Below are 21,827 nucleotides of genomic sequence, written 5' to 3' on the forward strand. Positions count from 1 at the left end.
CGCCACATTCGGTTTCTCGCCCGTTCATAACAGTCGACAGGTCGGCGGGCGTCACCTAGCAATCATCGCACTGGCACACAGGCAGAAGCCGTGGTTCGGGGAAAGCAGACCAGCCCCGCTTCGTGAACAACGAGGCGTGCGGGCGGAATGCAGGATTAGGGGGCTGACGAGTTCATCGTCACGCAGGCGCCCGGGTCGGAAACGGCCCGGGCGTTTGCTTTGTAACAACCCTGGAACACTTGAACGCCGCCCGCCGTGCGCGTGACCGGGCGTGATGCCGTCCGCCCCGGGCGCCGCCGGGGCCGGACGACGGTCATCAGAACGATGCCGAGAAGGTGACGCCATAAGTGCGCGGATCACCGGGCTGTCCGACGACGAGGCCGGTGTTGCCCGACTGCGTCGCGAGCAGTTCGAAATAATCCTGGTCGAAGACGTTGCGCACCCAGCCGAACACGTTGAGCCGGCTCCCCTCGCGATAGCCGACGCGAACGTTCGAGATCGAATAGCCGTCGACCTGCGTGTAGATCGACTCCGACGAGTTGGAAGAGAAGTTCGATCGGTAGCTGCCGTCGTAGCCGAGATAGAGGTTGCCCTCGTTGCCGCCGAAACTGGTCGGCACGCCGTATTCGGCGCCGTAGGAGAAGGCCCATTTCGACACGCCGGGAATACGCTGCCCCGACACGTTGCAGAACGGCAGGCTGTTGCCCGGCGTCCCCGCCGCCGCGGGCGTGCCGACGATCTGACCGTTAACGATCGGCAGCGCGGTGCCACCCGACAATTCCGGCGGGCACGGTGCGTCGATGAAGCGGACGTATCTGGCGTCGGTATAGGCGGCATTGGCGTAGACGTTGAGCCGGCTGGTCGGGCGGAACGCCGAATCGATCTCGACCCCGCGCGTGCGGACATGCCCGGCATTCGCCAGATAGCCGCGCAGCACGCTCAACTGGCTGTTGGTGACGGTCGCCTGATAGTCGAAGATGTCGGTCCAGAACGCCGCGACGTTGATGGTCGCACGCCGATCGAAGAACTGGTTCTTCAGTCCCAGCTCATAGTGATTGACCGTCTCGGGCTTGACCGTCGCGGTCGCGAGCAGCGGCAGGTTGTCGGCGCCGAGCGGCAGGCCCGACAGGTTGATCCCGCCCGATTTGTAGCTGCGCGCGTAGGTCGCGTAGAAATGATTGTCGGATGTCAGATCATAGGCGAGCGTGACGTCGCCCGACACGTTCCAGTCGTCGAATTTGGGCTGGTAGCTCTGCGGCGCGAGGACGCCGCAGCGGTCGCGCGTCATGCCGCTCGCCGCCTGCGCAGCGACCGAGCAATCGAGCGTCGCGCCGGTGCCCGTCGTCACAGCCGAGACGTAGTCGCCGCTCTTCCGGTCGTAATTGACGCGCAGGCCGGGCGCGATCGATAGCCGGTCGGCGATGTGCCACGTTAATTTGCCGAACGCGGCCGCGCTGGTGTTGCTGAACCCTATCGTGTTGCGCGAGGTCAGGCCGTTCAGCACCGCGGGATTGCACGCGTTGGCGGTGCTGGTCGCGGTGCATCCGCCCGCCGGCGGGTTGAGCAGCCAGCGGCTCGCCGCCGATCCCTGCACCTGCAGCCCCTGCGTATCGATCGTCTGGTGGAAGTAGAACAGTCCCGCGACGTAATCGATCGTGCGGCGACCGTTCGAGGCGATGCGCAGTTCCTGGCTGACCTGCTCCTGCTGCGACGGGTTGGCCGACACGGTGGTGATCGGCAGCCCGATGAAGTCGCGGTCGTTCGACGGTTTCCAGTCCCATTTGCGCCACGCGCTGACCGAGGTGAGCGACGCGCTGCCGAGATCGAGTTCGCCGACCAGCGACATGCCGCCCAATTCCTGCCGCGCGCGCAAGGGGGTGTCGAGATCGGTTACGCGGTCGAACGGGTTGAGCGACGGCGGTCGATACCCGAATGCGGCGGCGAGCGCTGCATATTGCCGCGCGACCGGCCGCTGCGTCGCGCCGGTGCGAACGTAATATTGCGCGCAGCAATCGGGGTTCTGGTGATTGTAATCGCCCGACAAGGTCAGGTCGAGCGTGTCGGTCGCGTGCCAGTAGAGCTGTCCGCGCAGGCTCTGATTGTCCTGCGCGTTGACGCGCACGCCGGTCCGGACGTTGTTCACCGTGCCGTCGCGGCGCGTCACCGACGCCGACAGCCGCACCGCGAGCTTGTCGTCGACGAGCGGCCCCGACGCCGACGCCTTTGCCTGGACGAAGGCGTAATTGCCCGCGGTCAGCTCGACCCGCGCTTCGGGCGTGAAGCTCGGCTTGCGCGTCGTGATGTTGATCGCGCCCGCGGTCGTGTTCTTGCCGTACAGCGTCCCCTGCGGCCCGCGCAGGATCTCGATCCGCTCGGTATCGGTGAAGTCGAACGTCGCGGAGGCGATGCGGCTGTAATAGACCTGGTCGACGTAGATCCCGACGCCCTGCTCGATCCCGTCGTTGGTGAGGCCGAACGGCGCGCCCAATCCGCGGATGTTCGCGGCCGAATTGCGCGGGTTGGTAGAATAGAATTGCAACGACGGCTGCAATTGCGTCAACCGGTTGACGTTGTACGCGCCCGTGTCGGCGAGTGCCTGCCCGCCGATGACCGAGATCGCAATCGGCACCTGCTGCACCGTCTCGGCGCGACGCCGGGCGGTCACGACGATGTCGCCGCCGCCCTGCTGTGCGGTGCCGAGGCGGCCTGCCTCGTCGGCGCCTTCCTGCGCCGCGCTCGACGGTGCCGGCGTGGTTGACGGATCGGCCGGTACCTGGGCGGCGACTTGCGCGAGCAACGCGAGCGTGACGGACATGGCGGTGATCCCCTTTTATCGCTGCGCAGCGTAACGGGGGATCGGAAAGCCGATCAATCAAGTAGATGTTTAGCGAAGGCTTGAAACGCTTCGCCGCGCCACCATCTGAAATACCGTGCGGTGCCGCGCAGTCGGGCCGTACGATGCCGGCGTCGCGGACACCCGGACGCCGCTTTTCAACTCGCTCATTCTAAGAGGATTTGAGATGCGCTTCGACCTTACCCCCTATCGCCGCTCGACCATCGGGTTCGATCGTCTGTTCGACATGATCGAGGCCAATGCGCGCGGCGCATCCGAGAATTATCCCCCGTTCAACCTCGAGCGGATCGCGGACGACCGTTATCGCATCACGCTGGCGATCGCCGGGTTCAGCCGCGACGAGATCGAGATCACCGCGCAGCAGAACCTGCTGCTGGTTGCCGGTAAGAAGGATGACAAGGCCGAGGGCCCGAGCTTCCTTCACGTCGGCATCGCCAACCGCAGTTTCGAGCGTCGTTTTGAGCTCGCCGATTTCGTGTTCGTCGAGGACGCGCGGCTGAACGACGGTCTGCTGGTGATCGATCTGGTGCGCGAAGTGCCCGAGGCGATGAAGCCGAAGAAGATCGCAGTTCGCACCGGCGCGCCGCTTGCCGCAGTCGAGAACAAGCCGGCCACGGACGAGGCGCAGGCCGCCTGACGGACGGGCCGATCGGTTCGGCGCCTCTTTGCTCCCTTTCGAGGCCTCGTGGAGGCGTCCGGGCATTCGCCCGGGCGCCTTTTGTTTGCCGGTAGCTTAGCCGGTGATGACGCGGAGTACCGCCAGACCGGCGGCGGTCAGCACGACGTGACCCATGAAATGACGCGTCAGGCCAAGATCGAACAACAACGACAGGATCGATCGATCGGTATCGGGCGGCAGGAAATGCCTCGGCCCGGCCTGTCGTGCCGAGCAGATTGCGGAACGTGCCGGCTGCGGCAGGCCAGCGGCCGCCGTTGCTGCGAATGACATGGATACGATCCCCACCGATCCCTATGGACCGGGCTACAGCATGGTCACTGCGCCTCGATCAAGCCGTCGCATACCGCAAAGCGATGAACGACAGCTTGACCGGGATGGGTTGAACGGTCCTCTGCGCCGCCCCTCAGACGAGGCGGCTCTGCTTCACCGCCGCGGCGATGAAGCTGGCGAACAAAGGATGCGGATCGAAGGGCTTGGACTTCAATTCGGGATGGAATTGCACCCCGACGAACCAGGGATGATCGGGCCGCTCGACGATTTCGGGCAGCATGCCGTCGGGCGACATGCCCGAGAAGACGAGCCCGCCCGCCTCCAGACGCTCGCGATAGGCGGTGTTGACCTCGTAGCGGTGGCGGTGACGCTCCTCGATCTCCTGCCCGCCGTAGACGGAGGCGACGACGCTGTTGCCGTCGAGCTTCGCGGGATAGGCGCCCAGCCGCATCGTGCCGCCCATGTCGCCGTCCGCCGCGCGCTTCTCCAGCCCGCGCTCGCCCATCCATTCGGTGATCAGCCCGACGACGGGCTCGGGCGTCGGTCCAAATTCGGTCGACGACGCATCGGCGATGCCGGCGAGATCGCGCGCACCCTCGACGCACGCCATTTGCATGCCGAAGCAGATGCCGAAATAGGGCACGCGTCGTTCGCGCGCGAAACGCACCGACTCGATCTTCCCTTCCGCGCCGCGCGACCCGAAGGCGCCGGGGACGAGGATCGCGTGGCACGGCTCGAGATGCGCGGCGATCTCCGCCTCGTCGCCCTCGAACAATTCGGCGTCGATCCAGCGGATGTTGACCTTGACGCGGTTGGCGATGCCACCGTGGACGAGCGCCTCGTTCAGCGACTTGTACGCGTCCTGCAGCCCGACGTACTTGCCAACGACGCCGATCGTCACTTCGCCTTCGGGATGCTCCAGCCGCTCGACGATCTGTTCCCAGCGGGAAAGATCGGGCGCCGAGGACGGCGTTATCCCGAATGCGCGCAGGACCTCCGAATCGAGCCCCTCGCCGTGATATTGCAGCGGCACCGCGTAGATGCTCTTCGCGTCGAGCGCGGGGATGACCGCGCTCTCGGGGACGTTGCAGAACAGAGCGATCTTCGCACGCTCGGTCATCGGCAGCGGCTGTTCGCAGCGGCAGACGATTACGTCGGGCTGGACGCCGAGCGCCGCGATCTCGCGCACCGAATGCTGCGTCGGCTTGGTCTTCAGCTCGCCCGCCGCGGCGATGTACGGCACCAGCGTCACGTGGATCGAGATCGCGTTGCCGCGACCGAGCTCGTTCTTGAGCTGGCGGATCGCCTCGATGAACGGCAGCGACTCGATGTCGCCGACGGTGCCGCCGATCTCGCACAGCACGAAATCGACGTCGTCAGTTTCCGCGAGCGCGAACGCCTTGATCGCGTCGGTGACGTGCGGGATCACCTGCACCGTCGCGCCCAAGTAATCGCCGCGACGTTCGCGTTCGATGATCGTCTTGTAGATGCGGCCCGAGGTGACGTTGTCCGACTGGCGCGACGACACGCCGGTGAAGCGTTCGTAGTGGCCGAGATCGAGGTCGGTCTCAGCACCGTCGTCCGTTACGTAGACCTCGCCGTGCTGATACGGGCTCATCGTGCCCGGATCGACGTTCAGATACGGATCGAACTTGCGGATGCGAACCCGGTAGCCGCGCGTCTGGAGGAGGGCAGCGAGGCTCGCCGCCATGAGACCCTTGCCGAGCGAGGAAACCACGCCGCCGGTGATGAAGATAAACCGCGCCATGGGGATAAACGCCTAACCCTGAAATACGAACGACCACAAGCGCGCGGTCACCCACGCGCGGCGAAAATCACGATGAACCGAATGCCGACGCCCTAGGCGACGTCGACACCTAGACAATCCGAAGGCTGATCAGCGGGCGAGCGGAACGCCGTTGTCGGCGGGCGCGGGCGCCGCGGCGGCGGCGTTACGCGCCGCGTCCGACAGCGCGTCCTGGCCCGCCGGTGCCGGCGCCGCGGCGGCGGCCGGGGCGCGCCGCTGGAGCGAGGTGTCGACCGAGGTCGCGTTGCGGTTCGCCGCCAGGAACGCGAGCAGGATCGACAGCAGGATGAACGCGCCCGCCAGCACCGAGGTGGCACGTGTCAGGAAATCCGCCGCGCCGCGCGCCGACATCAGACCCGAGGGGCTGCCGCTCGACGTCAAGCCGCCGCCTTCCGAGCGCTGCATCAGGATAACCGTGACGAGCGCGGCGGCGACAACCGCGTGGATGACGAGCAAGAACGTGAACATGGAGCGGACGAGCACTTTTCTGGACGGGGGCGCCATCGCGGCGCGACGCGCGGCGACATAAGCCAGAGCGCCCGCGCAATCAACCGCGGCGACCCGTTCACGATCGGCGACGGGGGTGCGCCAATTTCATGACGATGCTGAAACCAGTGCGCTGACAGGACGTTAAGCATCGCAACAGACCCGGAGCCTTTCCGGGGGCGCGAATGATCGGGACGAGGAAGTGGCAAGTCTTATTCAGCCCGAACTCAGCCAGTGGATGAACGCGCTGGTCGATTATGTACGGTCGGGGGAGCCCGATCTCACCAATCGACAGATGGCGTTGTTGCTGGTGGTGTATCTGCGGCCCGGGCCGCATACCGTGCGGGGATTGGCGCGCGCGCTTAACGTATCGAAACCGGTCGTCACTCGCGCCTTGAACAGGCTGGGGACGCTCGGCTATCTGCGCCGCCAACGCGACGACAGCGACAAGCGCAACATCTTCGTCGCACGCACATCCGAAGGGGCAGATTTTCTTGAGGAGTTCGGGCAGTTCATCGGCGACGGCGACGGCCATACCGCACCCGTCAGGGCCGCAGTCAACGCCTGACGAGCCGGCACAGGCGCACGCGGCCGGCACGGTCGCGAGCGGGGACACGCCCCTCGACCGCCAGCGCGTCGCCCGCCGCACCTTCGCGCTCGACGGTCCGTCACGGCCACTCGATCCACGCACCAACGCCGTGCGGGCCGACATCGCCGATGTTCGCCTCGCCGATCGTGTGTTCGCGCCGCATTATGCCGCCCCGCTCCGCCGGGTCGTGACGCGTGCAGCCGAACTGCGCGCGGGGCGCGGCCAAGATGCGGCGGCGCTCGCTCCGCTTGCCGCGGGTCAGCCATTCGACCTGCTCGACCTGACCGGCGGTGTCGCCTGGGGGATCGTGGTCGACGCCGATCTGGTCGGCTACGTCGACGCCGACGTCGTGATGCCTGCGTGAGCACCTCGGTCTTCATCGACGGCGCGGTCGGCACCACCGGGTTGGAAATCCGAGAGCGGCTGTCGGGCCGCGACGATGTGTCGCTGCTGGTCCTCGACGACGCGCGCCGCAAGGATGCGTCGGCGCGCCGTGCAGCGCTGAACGATGCCGACATCGTCATCCTCTGCCTGCCCGACGATGCCGCGCGCGACGCGGTGGCGATGATCGACAATGCAACGACCCGCGTGATCGACGCTTCGACCGCGCATCGCGTCGCGGACGGCTGGACCTACGGTTTTGCCGAGCTCGAACCCGACCAGGCGGCGCGGATCGCGCAGGCGCGCTTCGTCGCCAATCCGGGCTGTTATCCGACGGGCTTTCTCGCGCTCGTCCGCCCGCTGGTCCGCGCCGGGCTCCTGCCCGCCGACGCGCTCGTCACCGTCAACGCGACGTCGGGCTATTCGGGTGGGGGCAAGTCGATGATCGCCGAGTTCGAGGGCGGCGCGGCGACCACCGCCTTTCGCCCCTACGCGCTCGCGCTCGGTCACAAGCACGTGCCCGAGATGACGCGCCATTCGGGCCTGTCGCACGGCCCGGTGTTCCAGCCCGCGGTCGCCAACACCTATCGCGGTATGGTGGTCGAGGTACCGCTTCACCTCGCGCAGCTTTCGCCGGGGGCGGACCAGCACGGGGTCGAGCAGGCGCTGCGCGATGCCTATGCGGCGTGCGATCTCGTCCGCGTGTCGACTGACGCGCCCGCGACGATCGCGATCGAGGACGATGCGGGCACCGACCGGATGACGCTTCACGTCTTCGGGAACGCCGATCTGCGCCAGCTCCGCCTGGTCGCGACGCTCGACAATCTCGGCAAGGGTGCAGCCGGCGCGGCGGTGCAGAACCTCAATTTGATGGCGGGTCTGCACCCGCTGGCAGGTCTCGCGCGCTAACGCGGGCAAACATCGGTCAACTCGCCCCCGCGTGCCGACAGGTACCGCCGGGGCCCAAGTCTCGGAGCCAACATGCAGCGCAATCCAGTCGGCAAGCTCCTCCTGTTCGGGGCGACGGGCGATCTGTCGAAGCGGATGCTGCTTCCCTCGCTCTACGGGCTACACGCCGACGGGCTGCTGCCCGAGGGGCTGACGATCACCGGATCGGCGCGCGGCGACGAAGATGATGACAGCTTCCGCGAGATCGCGCGCGCCGCGCTCGACGCGCAGTTGAGCGACGACCGCAAGGATGCGGAGAAGATCGCCTCCTTCCTCCAGCGGCTCGCCTTCCAGCCCGCCGACCTGTCGGACGAATCGACCTTTCAGGCGCTCGCCGACAAGGTGGGCGACGTGTCGGGCGGGCTCGCGATCTTCCTGTCGACCGCGCCGTCGCTGTTCGAGCCGGCGGTGAAGGGGTTGGAAAAGGTCGGGCTCGCGGGTGACACAGTGCGGATCGGGCTGGAGAAGCCGCTCGGCTACGACCTCGCCTCGAGCCGCGAGATCAACGACACCGTCGCCGCGGTCTTTCCCGAGGACCGGATTTTCCGCATCGACCACTATCTCGGCAAGGAGACGGTGCAGAACATCCTCGCGCTCCGCTTCGGCAACAGCTTCTTCGAGCCGGTGTGGAACGCGCAAGGGATCGACAACGTCCAGATCACGATCGCCGAGACGGTCGGGCTCGAGGATCGCGCCGGTTATTACGAAGGTGCGGGCGCGCTGCGCGACATGATCACCAATCACATCCTGCAGTTACTCGCGCTCGTCGCGATGGAGCCGCCCGCGCGCTACAGCAAGGACGACATCCGCGACGAGAAGGCCAAGGTGTTCCGCTCGCTGCGCGTGATGACGCCGGCCGAGGTGCCGCAGAACACCGTCACTGGCCAGTATGAGGAAGGCGCGGTCAGCAGCAAGGTCGTCAAGGGCTACGACGCCGAACTCGGCTACGATTCGGACGTCGAGACGTTCGTCGCGGTCAAGGCGCACATCGACAATTGGCGCTGGCAGGGCGTGCCCTTCTACCTGCGCACCGGCAAGCGGATGGCGAAGCGCCGCAGCGAGATCGCGATCCAGTTCAAGCCCGTGCCGCACTCGATGTTCTCGGGCCGCGGCGGGTTGCTCCAGCCCAACACGCTCGTCATCCGCCTCCAGCCCGAGGAATATATCGAGCTGCTGGTGATGGCGAAGGAGCCGGGTCTCGACCGCGACGGCGTGCGCCTGCGCGAGGTGCCGTTGAAGCTCAGTCTCGACGCCGAGTTCGCGGGCACGCGCCGCCGTATCGCCTACGAACGGCTGCTGCTCGACCTGATCGAGGGCGACCAGACGCTGTTCGTGCGCCGCGACGAGGTCGAGGCGCAGTGGATGTGGACCGATGCGATCCGCGCCGGCTGGGCCGCGAACGGCACCAAGCCGAAACATTATCCCGCGGGCACCTGGGGACCCTCGGCGGCGATCGCGCTGACCGAGCGCGACGGCGTGACCTGGCAGGACGATTGAGCGCGCCTGCGCCCTGCCCCAATTCATGTGAGTGAGAGTGTATGACGACCGAGATCGAATGGTGGGAATATGACGACGCGGCCGAACTGGCCGACGCGGTCGCGGGCGACATTCAGTTCGTGATCGAGAGCGCGATCGACGCGCGCGGCTCGGCGGTCATCGCGCTCGCGGGCGGCAAGACCCCGCTGCCCGCGTACGAGAAGCTCGCCAAGGCGAAGCTCGACTGGAAGCGCGTGACGATCATCCCGAGCGATGAGCGGATCGTGCCGCTGGGCGACCCGCTGTCGAACGTCACCGCGCTCGGCAAGACGTTCATCCCGAAGGGCGCGCGCGTGATCCCGGTCGTGCCGAAGGCGACCGACGACTACAAGGCGGCGGGGCGTTCGGCCGACGCGCTGATGCAGGACCTGCACTGGCCGCTCGATCTGTGCGTGCTCGGCGTCGGCGGCGACGGGCACACCGCGTCGATCTTCCCCGGCCCCGATTTCGACGAGGCACTGAACGGTCCGCGCGAGCGCCGCGCGCTGGGCGTCATGCCCGATCCCCTGCCGCCCGAGGCGCCCGTCGCGCGCGTGACGCTGAGCCGCGCGGGCATCATCACCGCGCGCGCGCTACTAATCGCGGTGACGGGCGACGCGAAGCGCAAGGTGATCGAGGATGCGATCAGCGAGGGCGCGGGCTCGCCCTACCCGATCGGCCGCGTCCTCGCCGACGTCGAGCTGCCGGTCGATATCCACTGGGCACCCTAACACCACGTAGTAGATTGCCCTGTCGCCCTGAGCCACTAGAAGCACGCTTCGATCAGCTCAGGGCGAACGGAAAACTGCAACGATGAACCCCGCCGTACAGGCCGTCACCGACCGTATCGTCGCGCGCTCGCGTGACACCCGCCGCGCCTACCTCGATTTGATCGAGCGCGAGCGCGAGACGTGGATCGGTCGCCCGCGGCTCGGCTGCGCGAACCTCGCCCATGCCTATGCCGGGACGCCCGAGGATCGGGCGGCGATGCGCGGCGGGACCGCGATGAACATTGGCATCGTCACCTCGTACAACGACATGCTGTCCGCGCACGCGGTCTATTACCGCTACCCTGAGCAGATGAAGGTCTGGGCGCGCGAGGTCGGTGCGACGGCGCAGGTCGCGGGCGGCGTGCCCGCGATGTGCGACGGCGTGACGCAGGGGTATCCCGGCATGGAGCTGTCGCTGTTCAGCCGCGACACGATCGCGCTGTCGACCGCGATCGCGCTGTCACACGGCACGTTCGAGGGCGCGGCGCTGCTCGGCATTTGCGACAAGATCGTGCCGGGGCTGCTGATGGGGGCGCTGCGCTTCGGGCATCTGCCGATGGTGATGGTGCCCGGCGGTCCGATGCCCTCGGGCCTGCCCAACAAGGAAAAGGCCGCGGTGCGCGAACGCTTCGCGGTCGGCGAGGCGGGGCGCGAGGAACTGCTCGAGGCGGAGATCGGCGCGTATCACAGCCAGGGGACCTGCACCTTTTACGGCACCGCCAACACCAACCAGATGATGATGGAGGTGATGGGCCTCCACATGCCCGGCGCCGCCTTCGTCAATCCGGGTACCAAGCTGCGCCAGGCGCTGACCCGCGCCGCGGTCCACCGCCTCGCCGCGATCGGCACGTCGAGTGAGGATTACCGCCCGCTGGGATTGTGTGTGGACGAGAAAGCGATCGTCAACGCCGCGGTCGGCCTGCTCGCAACCGGCGGGTCGACCAATCACCTGCTCCACGTCCCCGCGATCGCGCGCGCGGCGGGGATCGTGATCGACTGGGAGGATTTCGATCGTCTCTCCGCTGCGGTCCCGTTGCTCGCGCGCGTCTATCCCAATGGCTCCGCCGACGTGAACGGGTTCGAGGCTGCGGGCGGGATGCCCTATGTCATCGGCGAGCTGCTATCGAGCGGGCACCTCCACCGCGACATCATGACGGTCGCGGGCGACGATTTGTCGGCCTACGCAGAGAAGCCCGTGCTCGACGGCGACGCGCTCGGCTGGCGTGCGCCGGGCGCGAGCGGTGACGACACGATCCTCCGCCCCGCCTCCGCGCCCTTTTCCCCCGATGGCGGGATGCGCATCCTACAGGGGAATGTCGGTCGCGCCTGTATCAAAGTATCGGCGGTCGAGCGCGATCGCTGGATCGTCGAGGCGCCAGCACGCGTGTTCGACGATCAGCTCGACGTGATCGAGGCGTTCAAGGCGGGCGAGCTCGACCGCGACGTGGTCGTCGTCGTCCGCTTCCAGGGGCCGCGCGCGAACGGGATGCCCGAACTCCACAAGCTCACCCCGCCGCTCGGCGTGCTCCAGAATCGCGGATTCAAGGTCGCGCTCGTCACCGACGGGCGCATGTCGGGGGCGAGCGGCAAGGTGCCGTGCGCGATCCACGTCAGCCCCGAGGCGCTTCCCAACGCACAGGGTGTCGGCGGCGCGATCGGCCTGATCCGCGACGGCGACGTGGTGCGCGTCGACGCGGTGTCGGGCACGCTCGACGTGCTGGTCGAGGCGACGACGCTGGCGGCGCGCGAGCGGCCGACGCCGCCGCCCGCACCGTCGGGCATGGGGCGCGAATTGTTCGGGATGTTCCGCGGGCAGGCGGACGAGGCGGAAAAGGGAGCGAGTGCGATGCTGGCGGGAGCAATGCTGTGAGCGAGGTCGTCGCAGTCGACATCGGTGGCACCCACGCGCGCTTCGCGATCGCCGAGGTCGAAGGGGGTCAGGTCCTCGCCCTCGGCCAGCCCGTCACGCTCAAGACCGCCGATTTCGCCAGCCTCCAGACTGCGTGGCAGGCGTTCGCCGCTGGCCTCGGCCGCCCGGTGCCCAACGCCGCCGCGATCTCGGTCGCCTCGCCGATTACCGGCGACGTCATCCGCCTGACCAACAATCCGTGGGTGATCCGCCCGTCGCTGATCCCCGAACGGCTGGGCGCGGATATGTGGACGATCATCAACGATTTCGGCGCGGTCGGCCACGCGGTGGCGCAATTGCCGCCCGAAGATTTCGAGCATCTCTGCGGCCCCGACACGCTTCTGCCCGCGCAGGGTGTCACCACCGTCTGCGGGCCCGGCACGGGTCTGGGCGTCGCGCAGGTGTTCAAGGCCGACGGCAAATACCTGGTCCTGCCGACCGAGGGCGGACACGTGGATTATGCCCCGCTCGACCCCATCGAGGACGCGATCCTCAAGCGGTTGCGCCGTACCTTCACGCGCGTATCGACCGAGCGGATCGTTGCCGGCCCCGGGATCGTCGCGATCTACGAGACGCTGGCGAGCCTGGAGGGTCGCGCGATCCGCGAGCGGACCGACAAGGAGATCTGGACCGACGCGCTGGACGGCGACGATTCGCTCGCGCTCGCCGCGCTTGACCGTTTCTGTCTCGCACTCGGCGCGGTGGCGGGCGACCTCGCGCTCGCGCACGGTGCGAAGGGCGTCGTGATCGCGGGTGGGCTCGGGCTGCGTATCAAGGACAAGCTGCTTCGTTCGGGCTTCGACCAGCGTTTCGTCGCCAAGGGGCGGTTCCAGCAGATGATGGCCGCGATCCCCGTCAAGCTCATCACCCATCCCCAGCCCGGCCTGTTCGGCGCCGCGGCCGCCTTCGCGCAGGAGCACACATGAACATCCAGGACATCATGCAGACCGCGCCGGTCATCCCGGTGCTGGTGATCCACGATGCGGCGCAGGCGCGTCCGCTTGCCGAAGCGCTGGTCGCGGGCGGCCTGCGCGTGCTCGAGGTGACGCTGCGCACGCCCGCCGCGCTCGACGCGATCCGCGAGATGAAGCAGGTGCCGCGCGCGATCGTCGGCGCAGGCACGGTCGTCTCGCCCGATCAGTTCGACCAGGCGATCGACGCGGGCGCGGAATTCATCGTCTCGCCTGGCCTGTCGCACCGCTTGAGCGAACGGATCATCGACAGCAAGGTGCCGTATTTGCCCGGCATCGCAACCGCGGGCGACATCATGCGCGGGCTCGACCTCGGCCTCACCCACTTCAAGTTCTTCCCGGCCGAAACCTCGGGCGGGGTCAAGGCGCTGAAGGCGCTCGCCGCGCCCTTCTACCAGTGCAAGTTCTGCCCGACCGGGGGGATCAGCGCGAAGAATGCCCCCGACTGGCTCGCGCTCGATCCCGTCCTGTGCGTCGGTGGCAGCTGGGTTACCGAAGGCACGCTGCCCGAGGTGACCGAGCGCGCGAAGAAGGCGGCGTCGCTTCGGGGGTGAGGCCGCCCGCGCCGCGACAGACGCCTCACGAAGCGCCTTCGCTCGCGTTAGCTACTCCCGTGCTTTCGGGACGAATACACCGCTTCGCAAACAATCAGGCATGACTGACGAAGCGGTGCCCGCCGTCATTGACGTTTATCAGCGTCACGGCGCGGCATGGGCGTCGCTTCGCCAGCCATCGCTGACGGCCGAATGGGGCTGGTTGGAGCGATGCTGCTCCTTGATTCCGATCGGCGGATCGATTCTGGATATCGGGTGCGGCTCCGGCATCCCGATCGGCCGTGAACTGCTGCGGCGGGGCTTCGCGCTGTTCGGGGTCGAGGCGACCCCAGCCATGGCGGCGTTGTTCCGGCAGAACCTGCCCGGAACGCCGATCTACGAGACCGACATGCGCGCGCTCGATCTGTCACGGAGGTTCGACGGTCTGCTCGCGTGGGACAGCTTGTTTCATCTGTCACCGATCGATCAGCGCCGGATGTTCGCGCGCTTCAGCGCCCATGCCGAATCGGGCGCACCACTGATGTTCACCAGCGGCGATGAGGAAGGTGAGGCGATCGGCGAGCTGGAAGGCACGCCATTGTACCACGGCAGCCTGTCTGCCAACGAGTACCGCACGCTACTAGACGCCGCAAACTTCGAGCTAGTCGCGCATGTTTCGGCTGACCCGTCATGCGGCAACCGAACAGTCTGGCTGGCGCGCAAACGCTGAGCGCAACTGGCTACATCTCCCCGCGCGCGTGGCGGATCGCGTACCATTTCTTCACGTTGGCGTTGTGTTCTGCCAGCGTGTTGGCGAAAACGTGCCCACCGGTGCCGTCCGCGACGAAATACAGCGCCTTGGTTTCCGCGGGGTCGAGCACCGCGTCGATCGACAGTCGCCCCGGGTTGGCGATCGGCCCGACCGGCAGCCCCGGCGATGCATAGGTGTTGTAGCCGTTCTTCGCGCGCAGTTCCGACACGCGGATACGCCGGCCGAGCGGGCGTCCCTTGGTAATCGGATAGATGACGGTCGGATCGGCCTGAAGCGGCATGCCGAGGCGCAGCCGGTTGGAATAGACCGCCGCGACCATCCGCCGCTCCGACGGCTTGCCCGTCTCCTTCTCGACGACCGAGGCGAGGATCACCGCCTGCTGCGGCGTCTTCGCGACCGTGGTCGGGCGGCGTTTTGCCCAGGCTCGCGCGACGTAGCGCTTCATCGCCGCCTGCATCCGCGCGAGAACGGCGGTGCGTGCCTCGTCGCGCTCGAACGAGTAACCGTCGGGAAGTACCGACCCCTCGGCGGGTACGGCGACAGTGCCGGTCAGCGCATCGGCCGCCATCAATTTGTCGCGCACCATCACCGATGGGAGCCCTTCGGGGATGACGACGAGGCGCTGGACCGCCTTGCCGCCCTGGAGAATCGACAGGATATCCGATTCGCTCGCGCCCGCGGGGATCGCGAACTCACCCGCCTTGATCGAACCCGACCCGCCGAACAGGCGCGCGCGCAAGCGGAAGCGCGCGGCGGAACGGATCGCGCCCGCCTGCTCCAGTCGATCCGCGGCGCCGGCGAGGCTCGCGCCTTGCGCGATCTCGACGGTCAATGGCTTGCGCGCGGGCCCGCTGCCCGACCAGCCGAGCAGCACCCACGCCGCCGCGACGATCAGGACGAGACCGGCGATCAGCGCCAGACAACCGGGACGGCGCATCGTCGGCGTTACCTCAGACCGGCTTCATCACCAGGCTGGCGTTGGTGCCGCCGAACCCAAACGAATTGTTGAGCACCGCGCGCACCTGCCGCTTCTTCGCGGTGTGCGGCACGAGGTCGACGCCCGCGCAGCTGTCGCTGGGATTGTCGAGGTTGAGCGTCGGCGGCACGATCTGGTCGCGCATCGCGAGGATGCAGAAGATGCTCTCCACCGCACCCGCGCCGCCCAGCAGGTGGCCAATCGCCGACTTGGTCGAGCTCATCGACAATCCGCCGATCGCGTCGCCGAACAACCGCCGGACGGCGCCCAGCTCCAGCTCGTCGCCGAGCGGAGTCGAGGTGCCGTGCGCGTTGATGTAATCGATGTCCTCGAGCGCCAAGCCCGACTTGCGCAGCGCCATCTCCATCGAGCGGTACGCGCCCGACCCTTCGGGGTGCGGCGCGGTGACGTGATAGGCGTCACCCGACAGGCCGTAGCCGATCACCTCGGCGTAGATTTTCGCGCCGCGGGCCTTCGCGCGCTCGTACTCTTCCAGCACGACGACGCCCGCGCCCTCGCCCATCACGAACCCGTCGCGGTCCTTGTCGTACGGGCGGCTCGCCTTCTCGGGCTGGTCGTTGAACGCGGTCGACAGCGCGCGCGCCTGCGCGAACCCGGCGATGCCGAGCGGGCAGATCGCACCCTCGGCTCCGCCTGCGAGCATCACGTCGGCGTCGTCCATCGCGATCATCCGCGCCGCGTCGCCGATCGAGTGCGCGCCGGTCGAGCAGGCGGTGACGACCGCGTGGTTCGGGCCCATCAGCCCGTATTTGATCGTCACCTGTCCGGTGATGAGGTTGATCAGTCGCCCATGGACGAAATGCGGCGAGACGCGGCTCGGCCCCTTTTCATGCAGCACGATCGACTCGCTCTCGATCCCCGGCAGGCCACCGATCCCGGCGCCGATCGACGCGCCGGCGCGGTAACGCTCGGCCTCGCTCATCTCGGTCAGCCCGGCGTCTTCGAGCGCCTGGCACGCCGCATCGATGCCGTAGACGATGAAGGGGTCGACCTGGCGCTGGACCTTGTGGTCGACGCGCTTGTTGGGATCGAAGCCGAATTCGTGCCCCGCGGGCTTCACTTCGCACGCGATGCGGCACTTCTGGTTCGACGCGTCGAAGCGCGTGATCGGCCCCGCCCCCGACTTGCCGGCGATGAGATTGGCCCATGCCGTTTCCACGTCCGCACCGAGCGGGGTGACGAGGCCGAGACCGGTGACGACGACGCGACGCATAGGCATTCCTTCTTCACCCCTGGCGCGCGGCGCATCGTGCGCGCGGGTGTCTTCTCAAACCGAAACGGCTCCCCGCCCTCTAGCCGAGGATGGGGAGCCGCTCAAATCCCGGCTCTCCGGGGTCAGCGGATAAGTTCCCCGAACCCTTAGGCCTTGTGTTCGTCGATATAGGTGATCGCGTCCTTGACGGTCGTGATCTTCTCGGCGGCGTCGTCGGGGATCTCGACCCCGAACTCTTCCTCGAACGCCATCACCAGCTCGACGATATCGAGGCTGTCCGCGCCCAGATCGTCGATGAAGCTGGCATCCTCGGTCACCTTGTCGGCTTCGACGCCGAGGTGCTCGACGACGATCTTCTTCACGCGGTCGGCAGTCTCGCTCATGGTAATCCCTCTTCTTCTTGGGGGGTCAGTAACTTCCTGAACGCAGGTAGAACGGGGAGCGTTTCGTGACAAGTGCGACGTTCACCGGGCTTCCGCCCCGCACCGCCGCATCCGCTCGCCCCGGCGGATCACACCATCGCCATGCCGCCGTTGACGTGCAGCGTCTGGCCGGTGACGTAGCCCGCCTCCTTCGATGTTAGATAGACGACCGCCGCGGCAATGTCTTCCCCGGTGCCGAGATCGCCGTTGGGGATGCGGCCGACGAGCGCGCTCTTCTGCGCCTCGGGCAGCACGTCGGTCATCGCCGAGCGGATGAAGCCGGGCGCGACGCAATTGACCGTGATGTTGCGGCTGGCGAGCTCCTGCGCCAGCGCCTTCGACATGCCGACCAGCCCCGCCTTCGATGCGGCGTAATTGGCCTGTCCGGGATTGCCCGTCTGCCCGACGACCGAGGTGATCGAGACGATGCGGCCGAAACGTTGCTTCATCATCGGCTTGGCGGCCGCACGGATCAGCCGGAACGCGGCCTCGAGGTTGACGCGGATCACCGAGTCCCATTCCTCGTCCTTCATCCGCATCGCGAGGTTGTCGCGCGTGACGCCCGCATTGTTGACGAGGATGTCGAGCCGCCCGCCCAGCGCCTGCACCGCGGCGGGCACCAGCCCATCGACCGAGGTGGCGTCCGACAGGTTCGCGGGCACCGCGACGTGATCGCCCTCCAGCGTCGCGCGAAACGCCTCCAGCTTGTCGAGGTTGGAACCCGACACCGCCAGCCGCGCGCCCTGCGCCGCGAGCCCGCGCGCGATCGCCGAACCGATGCCACCCGATGCGCCGGTCACCAGCGCGGTCATGCCTGACAGATCGAACATTCCGGCTCTCCTTTAAAGGTTCTTCAACACCGCTTCGACGTCGTCCATCGTCACCACGCTGGTGACGGTCGCGTCGGGGACGATCCGCTTGACCATCGGCCCCAGCACCTTGCCGCCGAACTCGACGAATTCGGTCACCCCGGCCTCGGCCATCGCGAGCACCGATTCGCGCCAACGCACGCGCCCCGTCACCTGCTCGACGAGCAAGCGCCGGATCGCGCCCGGATCGGCGACCGCGGCGGCATCGACGTTGGCGAACACCGGGACGAGCGGCGCGCGAAGGTCGGCCTCGGCGAGTGCTGCCTCCATCGCGGTCGCCGCGTCCGCCATCAGCGCGCAGTGGAATGGCGCGGACACAGGGAGCAGCACCGCGCGCTTCGCCCCCATCTCCTTCGCCAGCGCGACCGCGCGCTCGACCGCGGCACGGTGGCCGGAGATCACGACCTGGCTGGGATCATTGTCGTTGGCGACGGTGCAGACCAGTTCCGCGCCGCCCTCGGCGAGGATCGAATCGACCGCCGCGCCCGCGATCACGCTCGCCTTCTCGACATCGGCGCCGAGCAGCGCCGCCATCGCGCCCTCGCCGACCGGCACCGCCGCCTGCATCGCGCGCCCGCGCAACTTGAGCAGCCGCGCGGTCGTCGCGAGGTCGAACGCCTCGGCCGCACACAGCGCGCTATATTCGCCGAGCGAATGGCCCGCGACGTAATCGGCCTTCTCGGCCAGACGCACGCCGCCTTCGTGTTGCAGCACCCGCAACGTCGCGATCGCGTTCGCCATGATCGCGGGCTGCGCATTCTCGGTCAGCGTGAGGTCGTCGGCGGGGCCTTCCCACATCACGCGGCTCAAATGCTGGCCGAGCGCGTCATCGACCTCCTCGAACACCGCGCGCGCGGTCGGCGACGCATCGGCGAGTGGCTTGCCCATCCCGACTGCCTGGCTGCCCTGTCCGGGGAAAATGAATGCGCGCATCGCCCTCTCCATGCGTGAAGGGCTGCGCTGCTAGGCGCGGGGGCGATAGCGGTCAACTGGAGCGGCGGACCAGCACGGCCTCCGGACTGGGTGCGAACATCCGCCGCGCGATCGCGCCGGGCACGAGCGGCTCGAGCCCCAGCGCGCGCAGGATCGCGCCAACGCGCGTCGGGGGCGAGGGGTAACGCGCGATCACCCGGCCGGCGGGCGCGTGATCGGCGGCGGCGATCTCCAGCCCGCCGGCGCGCGCGGGGGCGTAGCGCAGGTTCTCGCGTCCGGCGTACAGCATCGGGATCAGCGCGCGACGCACCGTTTGCGGATCGGCCGCGATCACCTCGCGCGGGTGCGCGGCCGACGCCTCGACCATCGCCTCCATCACCCAGCGCGGATGCGCGTTGCCGACCCCCATCAACAGCAGGTTGCTCGACACGATCGCGACCAACACCACCGTTCGCCAGACGGCCGGGAGCCGCGCCACCCAAATCGCGACGATCACCACCGCGGCGAGCGCGGGGAGCGTGAAGTACCGCGGGTTGAGCACCAGTTTGCCGTAAAGCACCGCGACCAGCAGGAACATCGCCCCCGCCATCGCAGCAAGCACCACCATCCGTGGACGCTGCTCGCGCGGCACGAGGCCCCACGCTCCCAGCCCCACCGCCGCGCCCGCGATCCAGAACAGCAGCCCGAAATCGTCGTTGACCAGCAGCACCAGGAGCGGGTCGATCGGCGGCCACAGCAGGAAATTGCCCTCCATGTTCGCCGCGCGGTCGATGTGATCGTCGTGATTGAACGCGATGGTGTAGCGGCGCAGCGGGTCCCCGGTCAGCGCCCATTGATACAGCACCTCGCCCCCCAGCACGATCGCGACGCCGACACCCACCGCGATCAGCACCCCGCGCGGCACCGGGCGACCGAGCGCGAACAGCGGCACCAATCCCACCAGGGGCAGCACGCTCGTCTCGCGGCACAGTACCGCCACCCCGAACGCTACCCCCGCCGCAACCCCGCGCAGATAGCCGGTGCGATCCGCGCGCGCGCCGCCCAGCAGCATGATGCCGAGGATCAGCGCCGCCGCCTCGATCAGATCGACCGATACGGTCGTCGCGTGGCTGACGATCACCGGCAGCGTCGCGGTCAGCAGCGCCGCGATCCATCCGGCGCGCGCGCCCGCGACCCTGGCCGCGAACGCGCCCGTCACCGCGACCAGCAATGCGTAGAAGATCATCGCGGTCACCGCGAACGCGGCGAACCCCTGCCCCATCGCGCGCAGCATTGCAGCGAAGGTGAGCGTCAGCGGAAAGCGCGTCGTCCAGTGGTTGTCGCCCGGAAACGGCGGCTGCGTCATCACCTTCATCGCGCCCTGCCAGTAGAGCGAGTCGTCCGACGCCTCGAACCCGATCCAGCCGACCCACAGCGCAGCGGCCGCGCAGACGAGCAGGACCAGCAGCCACGGTAACGCGCGCGACTGATCATCCGGCGCGATGCGGTGGAAGGTGTGAGGCATCTTCATGCCCGACGACCTAGACGCGCGCCGCTTGCGAATTGGTTGAGGCACGGGAAAACGCCCGCTTTCTGACGGACCGTTCAGTTTCATCGCCGAAAAGCGACAATTTGCGACCAATAAGCGCAGGCTGCGACACGGGAACGCGACACGCGGTTCCTAATTTGGTTCTCGACGGCGGATGACGCCGCCGCGAACAACGGGAGCCAAGATCATGTTCAAGAAGATCATCCTTTCCGCCATTTCCGCCACGGTCGCGCTGACGCCGATCGTCGCTGCCTCGGCCGAGGCACAGACCCGCACCGTCACCACGGTGAAGGAGCGTCGCAACGGCACCGTCGTCCAGCGCACGGTGACGACGCAGGCGAACAACGGACGCAACTGGCGCGCCGGCCAGCGTTTCGATCGCCGCTACGCCCCCAATTACGCGCAGATCGATTATCGGCAGTTCCGCGGTCGCGGCCTCTATGCCCCGCCGCGCGGCTACCGCTGGGTGCGCTCGGGCCGCGACGCGGTGCTCGTCTCGGATCGTGGCGGCACGGTGCGCACGGTGGTGACGCGGATCTACCGCTGAACCGGTCTTCCGCCCCGGCTTGCGTCACGGCGCAAGCTCGGGTAACGGACAACACGCTTCGGGCGGGATGGCATGGCCGTCCCGCCCTTCGCTTGTTTGAAGACGACAGCCGGAGGGGCGGTGCGCATGGGGCGTCCGTCAGCGATCGGCCAACATAGAAGGTAGCACATGGCTCTCTACGAGCACGTGTTCCTTGCGCGCCAGGATCTGGCACAGGCGCAGGTGGACACGCTGGCTGAAAACGCCAGCAAGATCGTGACCGACCACGGTGGTCGCGTCGTGAAGACCGAGAATTGGGGTCTGCGCAGCCTCGCGTACCGCATCGCGAAGAACCGCAAGGCGCATTACGTGATGCTCGAGATCGACGCACCCGGTGACACCGTCGCCGAGATCGAGCGTCAGGCCGGCATCAACGAAGACATCATCCGCTACATGACCGTCCGCGTCGACGAGCTGGAGCAGGGTCCGACCGTCATGATGCGCAAGCAGGAACGCGACCGTGAGCGTCGTGCCGACCGCGGCGAGCGTGGCGGCGACCGCGGTGAGCGTGGTGGTGATCGCGGCGACCGCGGTGACCGTGGCCCCCGCCGTGAGGAGGAGTTCGCGTAATGGCCCGTCCGTTTTTCCGTCGTCGCAAGTCGTGCCCGTTCAGCGCCAAGGATGCGCCCCGGATCGACTACAAGGACGTCCGTCTGCTCCAGGGCTTCGTGTCCGAGCGCGGCAAGATCGTGCCCTCGCGCATCACCAGCGTGTCGGCCAAGAAGCAGCGTGAGCTCGCGCAGGCGATCAAGCGTTCGCGTCACCTGGGCCTGCTGCCCTACATCGTGAAGTAAG

General features: G+C 67.7%; 23 protein-coding genes. 13 read left to right on the top strand and 10 right to left on the bottom strand.

What is annotated here, in order from left to right; genetic code table 11:
- Positions 1 to 316 precede the first annotated feature (316 nt).
- Positions 317 to 2,815 (bottom strand): TonB-dependent receptor, encoded by a 2,499-nt coding sequence (locus KZ810_RS09720; protein WP_219768878.1) that lies wholly within the window; start codon positions 2,813 to 2,815, stop codon positions 317 to 319.
- Positions 2,816 to 3,020: 205 nt separating this feature from the next.
- Between KZ810_RS09720 and KZ810_RS09725 the strand changes: the two genes are divergently transcribed.
- A complete protein-coding gene (locus KZ810_RS09725; protein ID WP_219768879.1) occupies positions 3,021 to 3,491 on the top strand; it encodes an Hsp20 family protein in 471 nt (156 codons plus the stop codon).
- A 96-nt stretch (positions 3,492 to 3,587) separates the two neighbouring features.
- On the opposite strand, the gene KZ810_RS09730 is transcribed toward KZ810_RS09725, so the two are convergent.
- The 3 genes from KZ810_RS09730 to secG form a co-directional block, all read right to left on the bottom strand.
- Entirely contained in the window at positions 3,588 to 3,803 is a 216-nt protein-coding gene (locus KZ810_RS09730) for a hypothetical protein (RefSeq protein WP_093002297.1), read from the bottom strand.
- 133 nt (positions 3,804 to 3,936) lie between these two features.
- Entirely contained in the window at positions 3,937 to 5,571 is a 1,635-nt protein-coding gene (pyrG, locus tag KZ810_RS09735) for a CTP synthase (protein ID WP_219768880.1), read from the bottom strand.
- A gap of 129 nt (positions 5,572 to 5,700) precedes the next feature.
- Complete coding sequence (secG, locus tag KZ810_RS09740) at positions 5,701 to 6,078, bottom strand: preprotein translocase subunit SecG (RefSeq protein ID WP_219768881.1); 378 nt, start codon at positions 6,076 to 6,078, stop codon at positions 5,701 to 5,703.
- A gap of 256 nt (positions 6,079 to 6,334) precedes the next feature.
- On the opposite strand from secG, the gene KZ810_RS09745 reads away from it, so the two are divergent.
- The 9 genes from KZ810_RS09745 (at position 6,335) to KZ810_RS09785 (ending at position 14,442) form a co-directional block, all read left to right on the top strand.
- A complete protein-coding gene (locus KZ810_RS09745; protein ID WP_219768882.1) occupies positions 6,335 to 6,664 on the top strand; it encodes a MarR family transcriptional regulator in 330 nt (109 codons plus the stop codon).
- Between the two features lie 130 nt (positions 6,665 to 6,794).
- Positions 6,795 to 7,049 (top strand): SH3 domain-containing protein, encoded by a 255-nt coding sequence (locus KZ810_RS09750; RefSeq protein WP_219768883.1) that lies wholly within the window; start codon positions 6,795 to 6,797, stop codon positions 7,047 to 7,049.
- Positions 7,046 to 7,975, top strand: coding sequence for an N-acetyl-gamma-glutamyl-phosphate reductase (gene argC / locus KZ810_RS09755; RefSeq protein ID WP_219768884.1), 930 nt, complete (start codon positions 7,046 to 7,048; stop codon positions 7,973 to 7,975). The genes KZ810_RS09750 and argC overlap by 4 nt, the downstream gene beginning before the upstream one ends.
- 72 nt (positions 7,976 to 8,047) lie before the next feature.
- Positions 8,048 to 9,511, top strand: a complete 1,464-nt coding sequence (zwf, locus tag KZ810_RS09760; protein WP_219768885.1) for a glucose-6-phosphate dehydrogenase — start codon at positions 8,048 to 8,050, stop codon at positions 9,509 to 9,511.
- A gap of 41 nt (positions 9,512 to 9,552) precedes the next feature.
- Positions 9,553 to 10,260, top strand: coding sequence for a 6-phosphogluconolactonase (gene pgl, locus KZ810_RS09765; protein ID WP_219768886.1), 708 nt, complete (start codon positions 9,553 to 9,555; stop codon positions 10,258 to 10,260).
- An 82-nt stretch (positions 10,261 to 10,342) separates the two neighbouring features.
- Complete coding sequence (edd, locus tag KZ810_RS09770) at positions 10,343 to 12,169, top strand: phosphogluconate dehydratase (protein WP_219768887.1); 1,827 nt, start codon at positions 10,343 to 10,345, stop codon at positions 12,167 to 12,169.
- On the top strand, positions 12,166 to 13,134 hold the full coding sequence (gene glk, locus KZ810_RS09775; RefSeq protein WP_219768888.1) for a glucokinase: 969 nt from the start codon (positions 12,166 to 12,168) through the stop codon (positions 13,132 to 13,134). Before edd ends, glk begins: the two co-directional genes overlap by 4 nt.
- Positions 13,131 to 13,733: a bifunctional 4-hydroxy-2-oxoglutarate aldolase/2-dehydro-3-deoxy-phosphogluconate aldolase gene (eda, locus tag KZ810_RS09780; protein WP_219768889.1), complete on the top strand. Its 603-nt coding sequence runs from the start codon at positions 13,131 to 13,133 to the stop codon at positions 13,731 to 13,733. The genes glk and eda overlap by 4 nt, the downstream gene beginning before the upstream one ends.
- 100 nt (positions 13,734 to 13,833) lie before the next feature.
- Positions 13,834 to 14,442, top strand: coding sequence for a class I SAM-dependent DNA methyltransferase (locus KZ810_RS09785; RefSeq protein WP_219768890.1), 609 nt, complete (start codon positions 13,834 to 13,836; stop codon positions 14,440 to 14,442).
- A gap of 10 nt (positions 14,443 to 14,452) precedes the next feature.
- On the opposite strand, the gene mltG is transcribed toward KZ810_RS09785, so the two are convergent.
- The 6 genes from mltG to KZ810_RS09815 form a co-directional block, all read right to left on the bottom strand.
- A complete protein-coding gene (gene mltG / locus KZ810_RS09790; RefSeq protein ID WP_219768891.1) occupies positions 14,453 to 15,421 on the bottom strand; it encodes an endolytic transglycosylase MltG in 969 nt (322 codons plus the stop codon).
- Between the two features lie 13 nt (positions 15,422 to 15,434).
- Positions 15,435 to 16,694 carry a beta-ketoacyl-ACP synthase II gene (fabF, locus tag KZ810_RS09795; protein WP_219768892.1) on the bottom strand — a complete coding sequence of 420 codons (1,260 nt, stop codon included), beginning with the start codon at positions 16,692 to 16,694 and terminating at the stop codon, positions 15,435 to 15,437.
- Positions 16,695 to 16,840: 146 nt separating this feature from the next.
- A complete protein-coding gene (locus tag KZ810_RS09800) occupies positions 16,841 to 17,077 on the bottom strand; it encodes an acyl carrier protein (RefSeq protein ID WP_017979028.1) in 237 nt (78 codons plus the stop codon).
- Between the two features lie 128 nt (positions 17,078 to 17,205).
- A complete protein-coding gene (fabG, locus tag KZ810_RS09805) occupies positions 17,206 to 17,946 on the bottom strand; it encodes a 3-oxoacyl-[acyl-carrier-protein] reductase (protein WP_219768893.1) in 741 nt (246 codons plus the stop codon).
- Between the two features lie 12 nt (positions 17,947 to 17,958).
- On the bottom strand, positions 17,959 to 18,918 hold the full coding sequence (fabD, locus tag KZ810_RS09810; protein ID WP_219768894.1) for an ACP S-malonyltransferase: 960 nt from the start codon (positions 18,916 to 18,918) through the stop codon (positions 17,959 to 17,961).
- 52 nt (positions 18,919 to 18,970) lie between these two features.
- A complete protein-coding gene (locus tag KZ810_RS09815; protein WP_219768895.1) occupies positions 18,971 to 20,428 on the bottom strand; it encodes a glycosyltransferase family 39 protein in 1,458 nt (485 codons plus the stop codon).
- A gap of 205 nt (positions 20,429 to 20,633) precedes the next feature.
- On the opposite strand from KZ810_RS09815, the gene KZ810_RS09820 reads away from it, so the two are divergent.
- The 3 genes from KZ810_RS09820 (at position 20,634) to rpsR (ending at position 21,826) form a co-directional block, all read left to right on the top strand.
- Positions 20,634 to 20,993, top strand: a complete 360-nt coding sequence (locus KZ810_RS09820; protein WP_219768896.1) for an RcnB family protein — start codon at positions 20,634 to 20,636, stop codon at positions 20,991 to 20,993.
- 168 nt (positions 20,994 to 21,161) lie between these two features.
- On the top strand, positions 21,162 to 21,602 hold the full coding sequence (rpsF, locus tag KZ810_RS09825) for a 30S ribosomal protein S6 (protein WP_219768897.1): 441 nt from the start codon (positions 21,162 to 21,164) through the stop codon (positions 21,600 to 21,602).
- The gene (rpsR, locus tag KZ810_RS09830) at positions 21,602 to 21,826 is read left to right on the top strand and encodes a 30S ribosomal protein S18 (protein ID WP_010163758.1); all 225 of its coding nucleotides are present in this window, start codon (positions 21,602 to 21,604) and stop codon (positions 21,824 to 21,826) included. The genes rpsF and rpsR overlap by 1 nt, the downstream gene beginning before the upstream one ends.
- Position 21,827 lies beyond the last annotated feature (1 nt).

The organism is Sphingomonas citricola (genome assembly GCF_019429535.1).
Taxonomy (GTDB): domain Bacteria; phylum Pseudomonadota; class Alphaproteobacteria; order Sphingomonadales; family Sphingomonadaceae; genus Sphingomonas; species Sphingomonas citricola.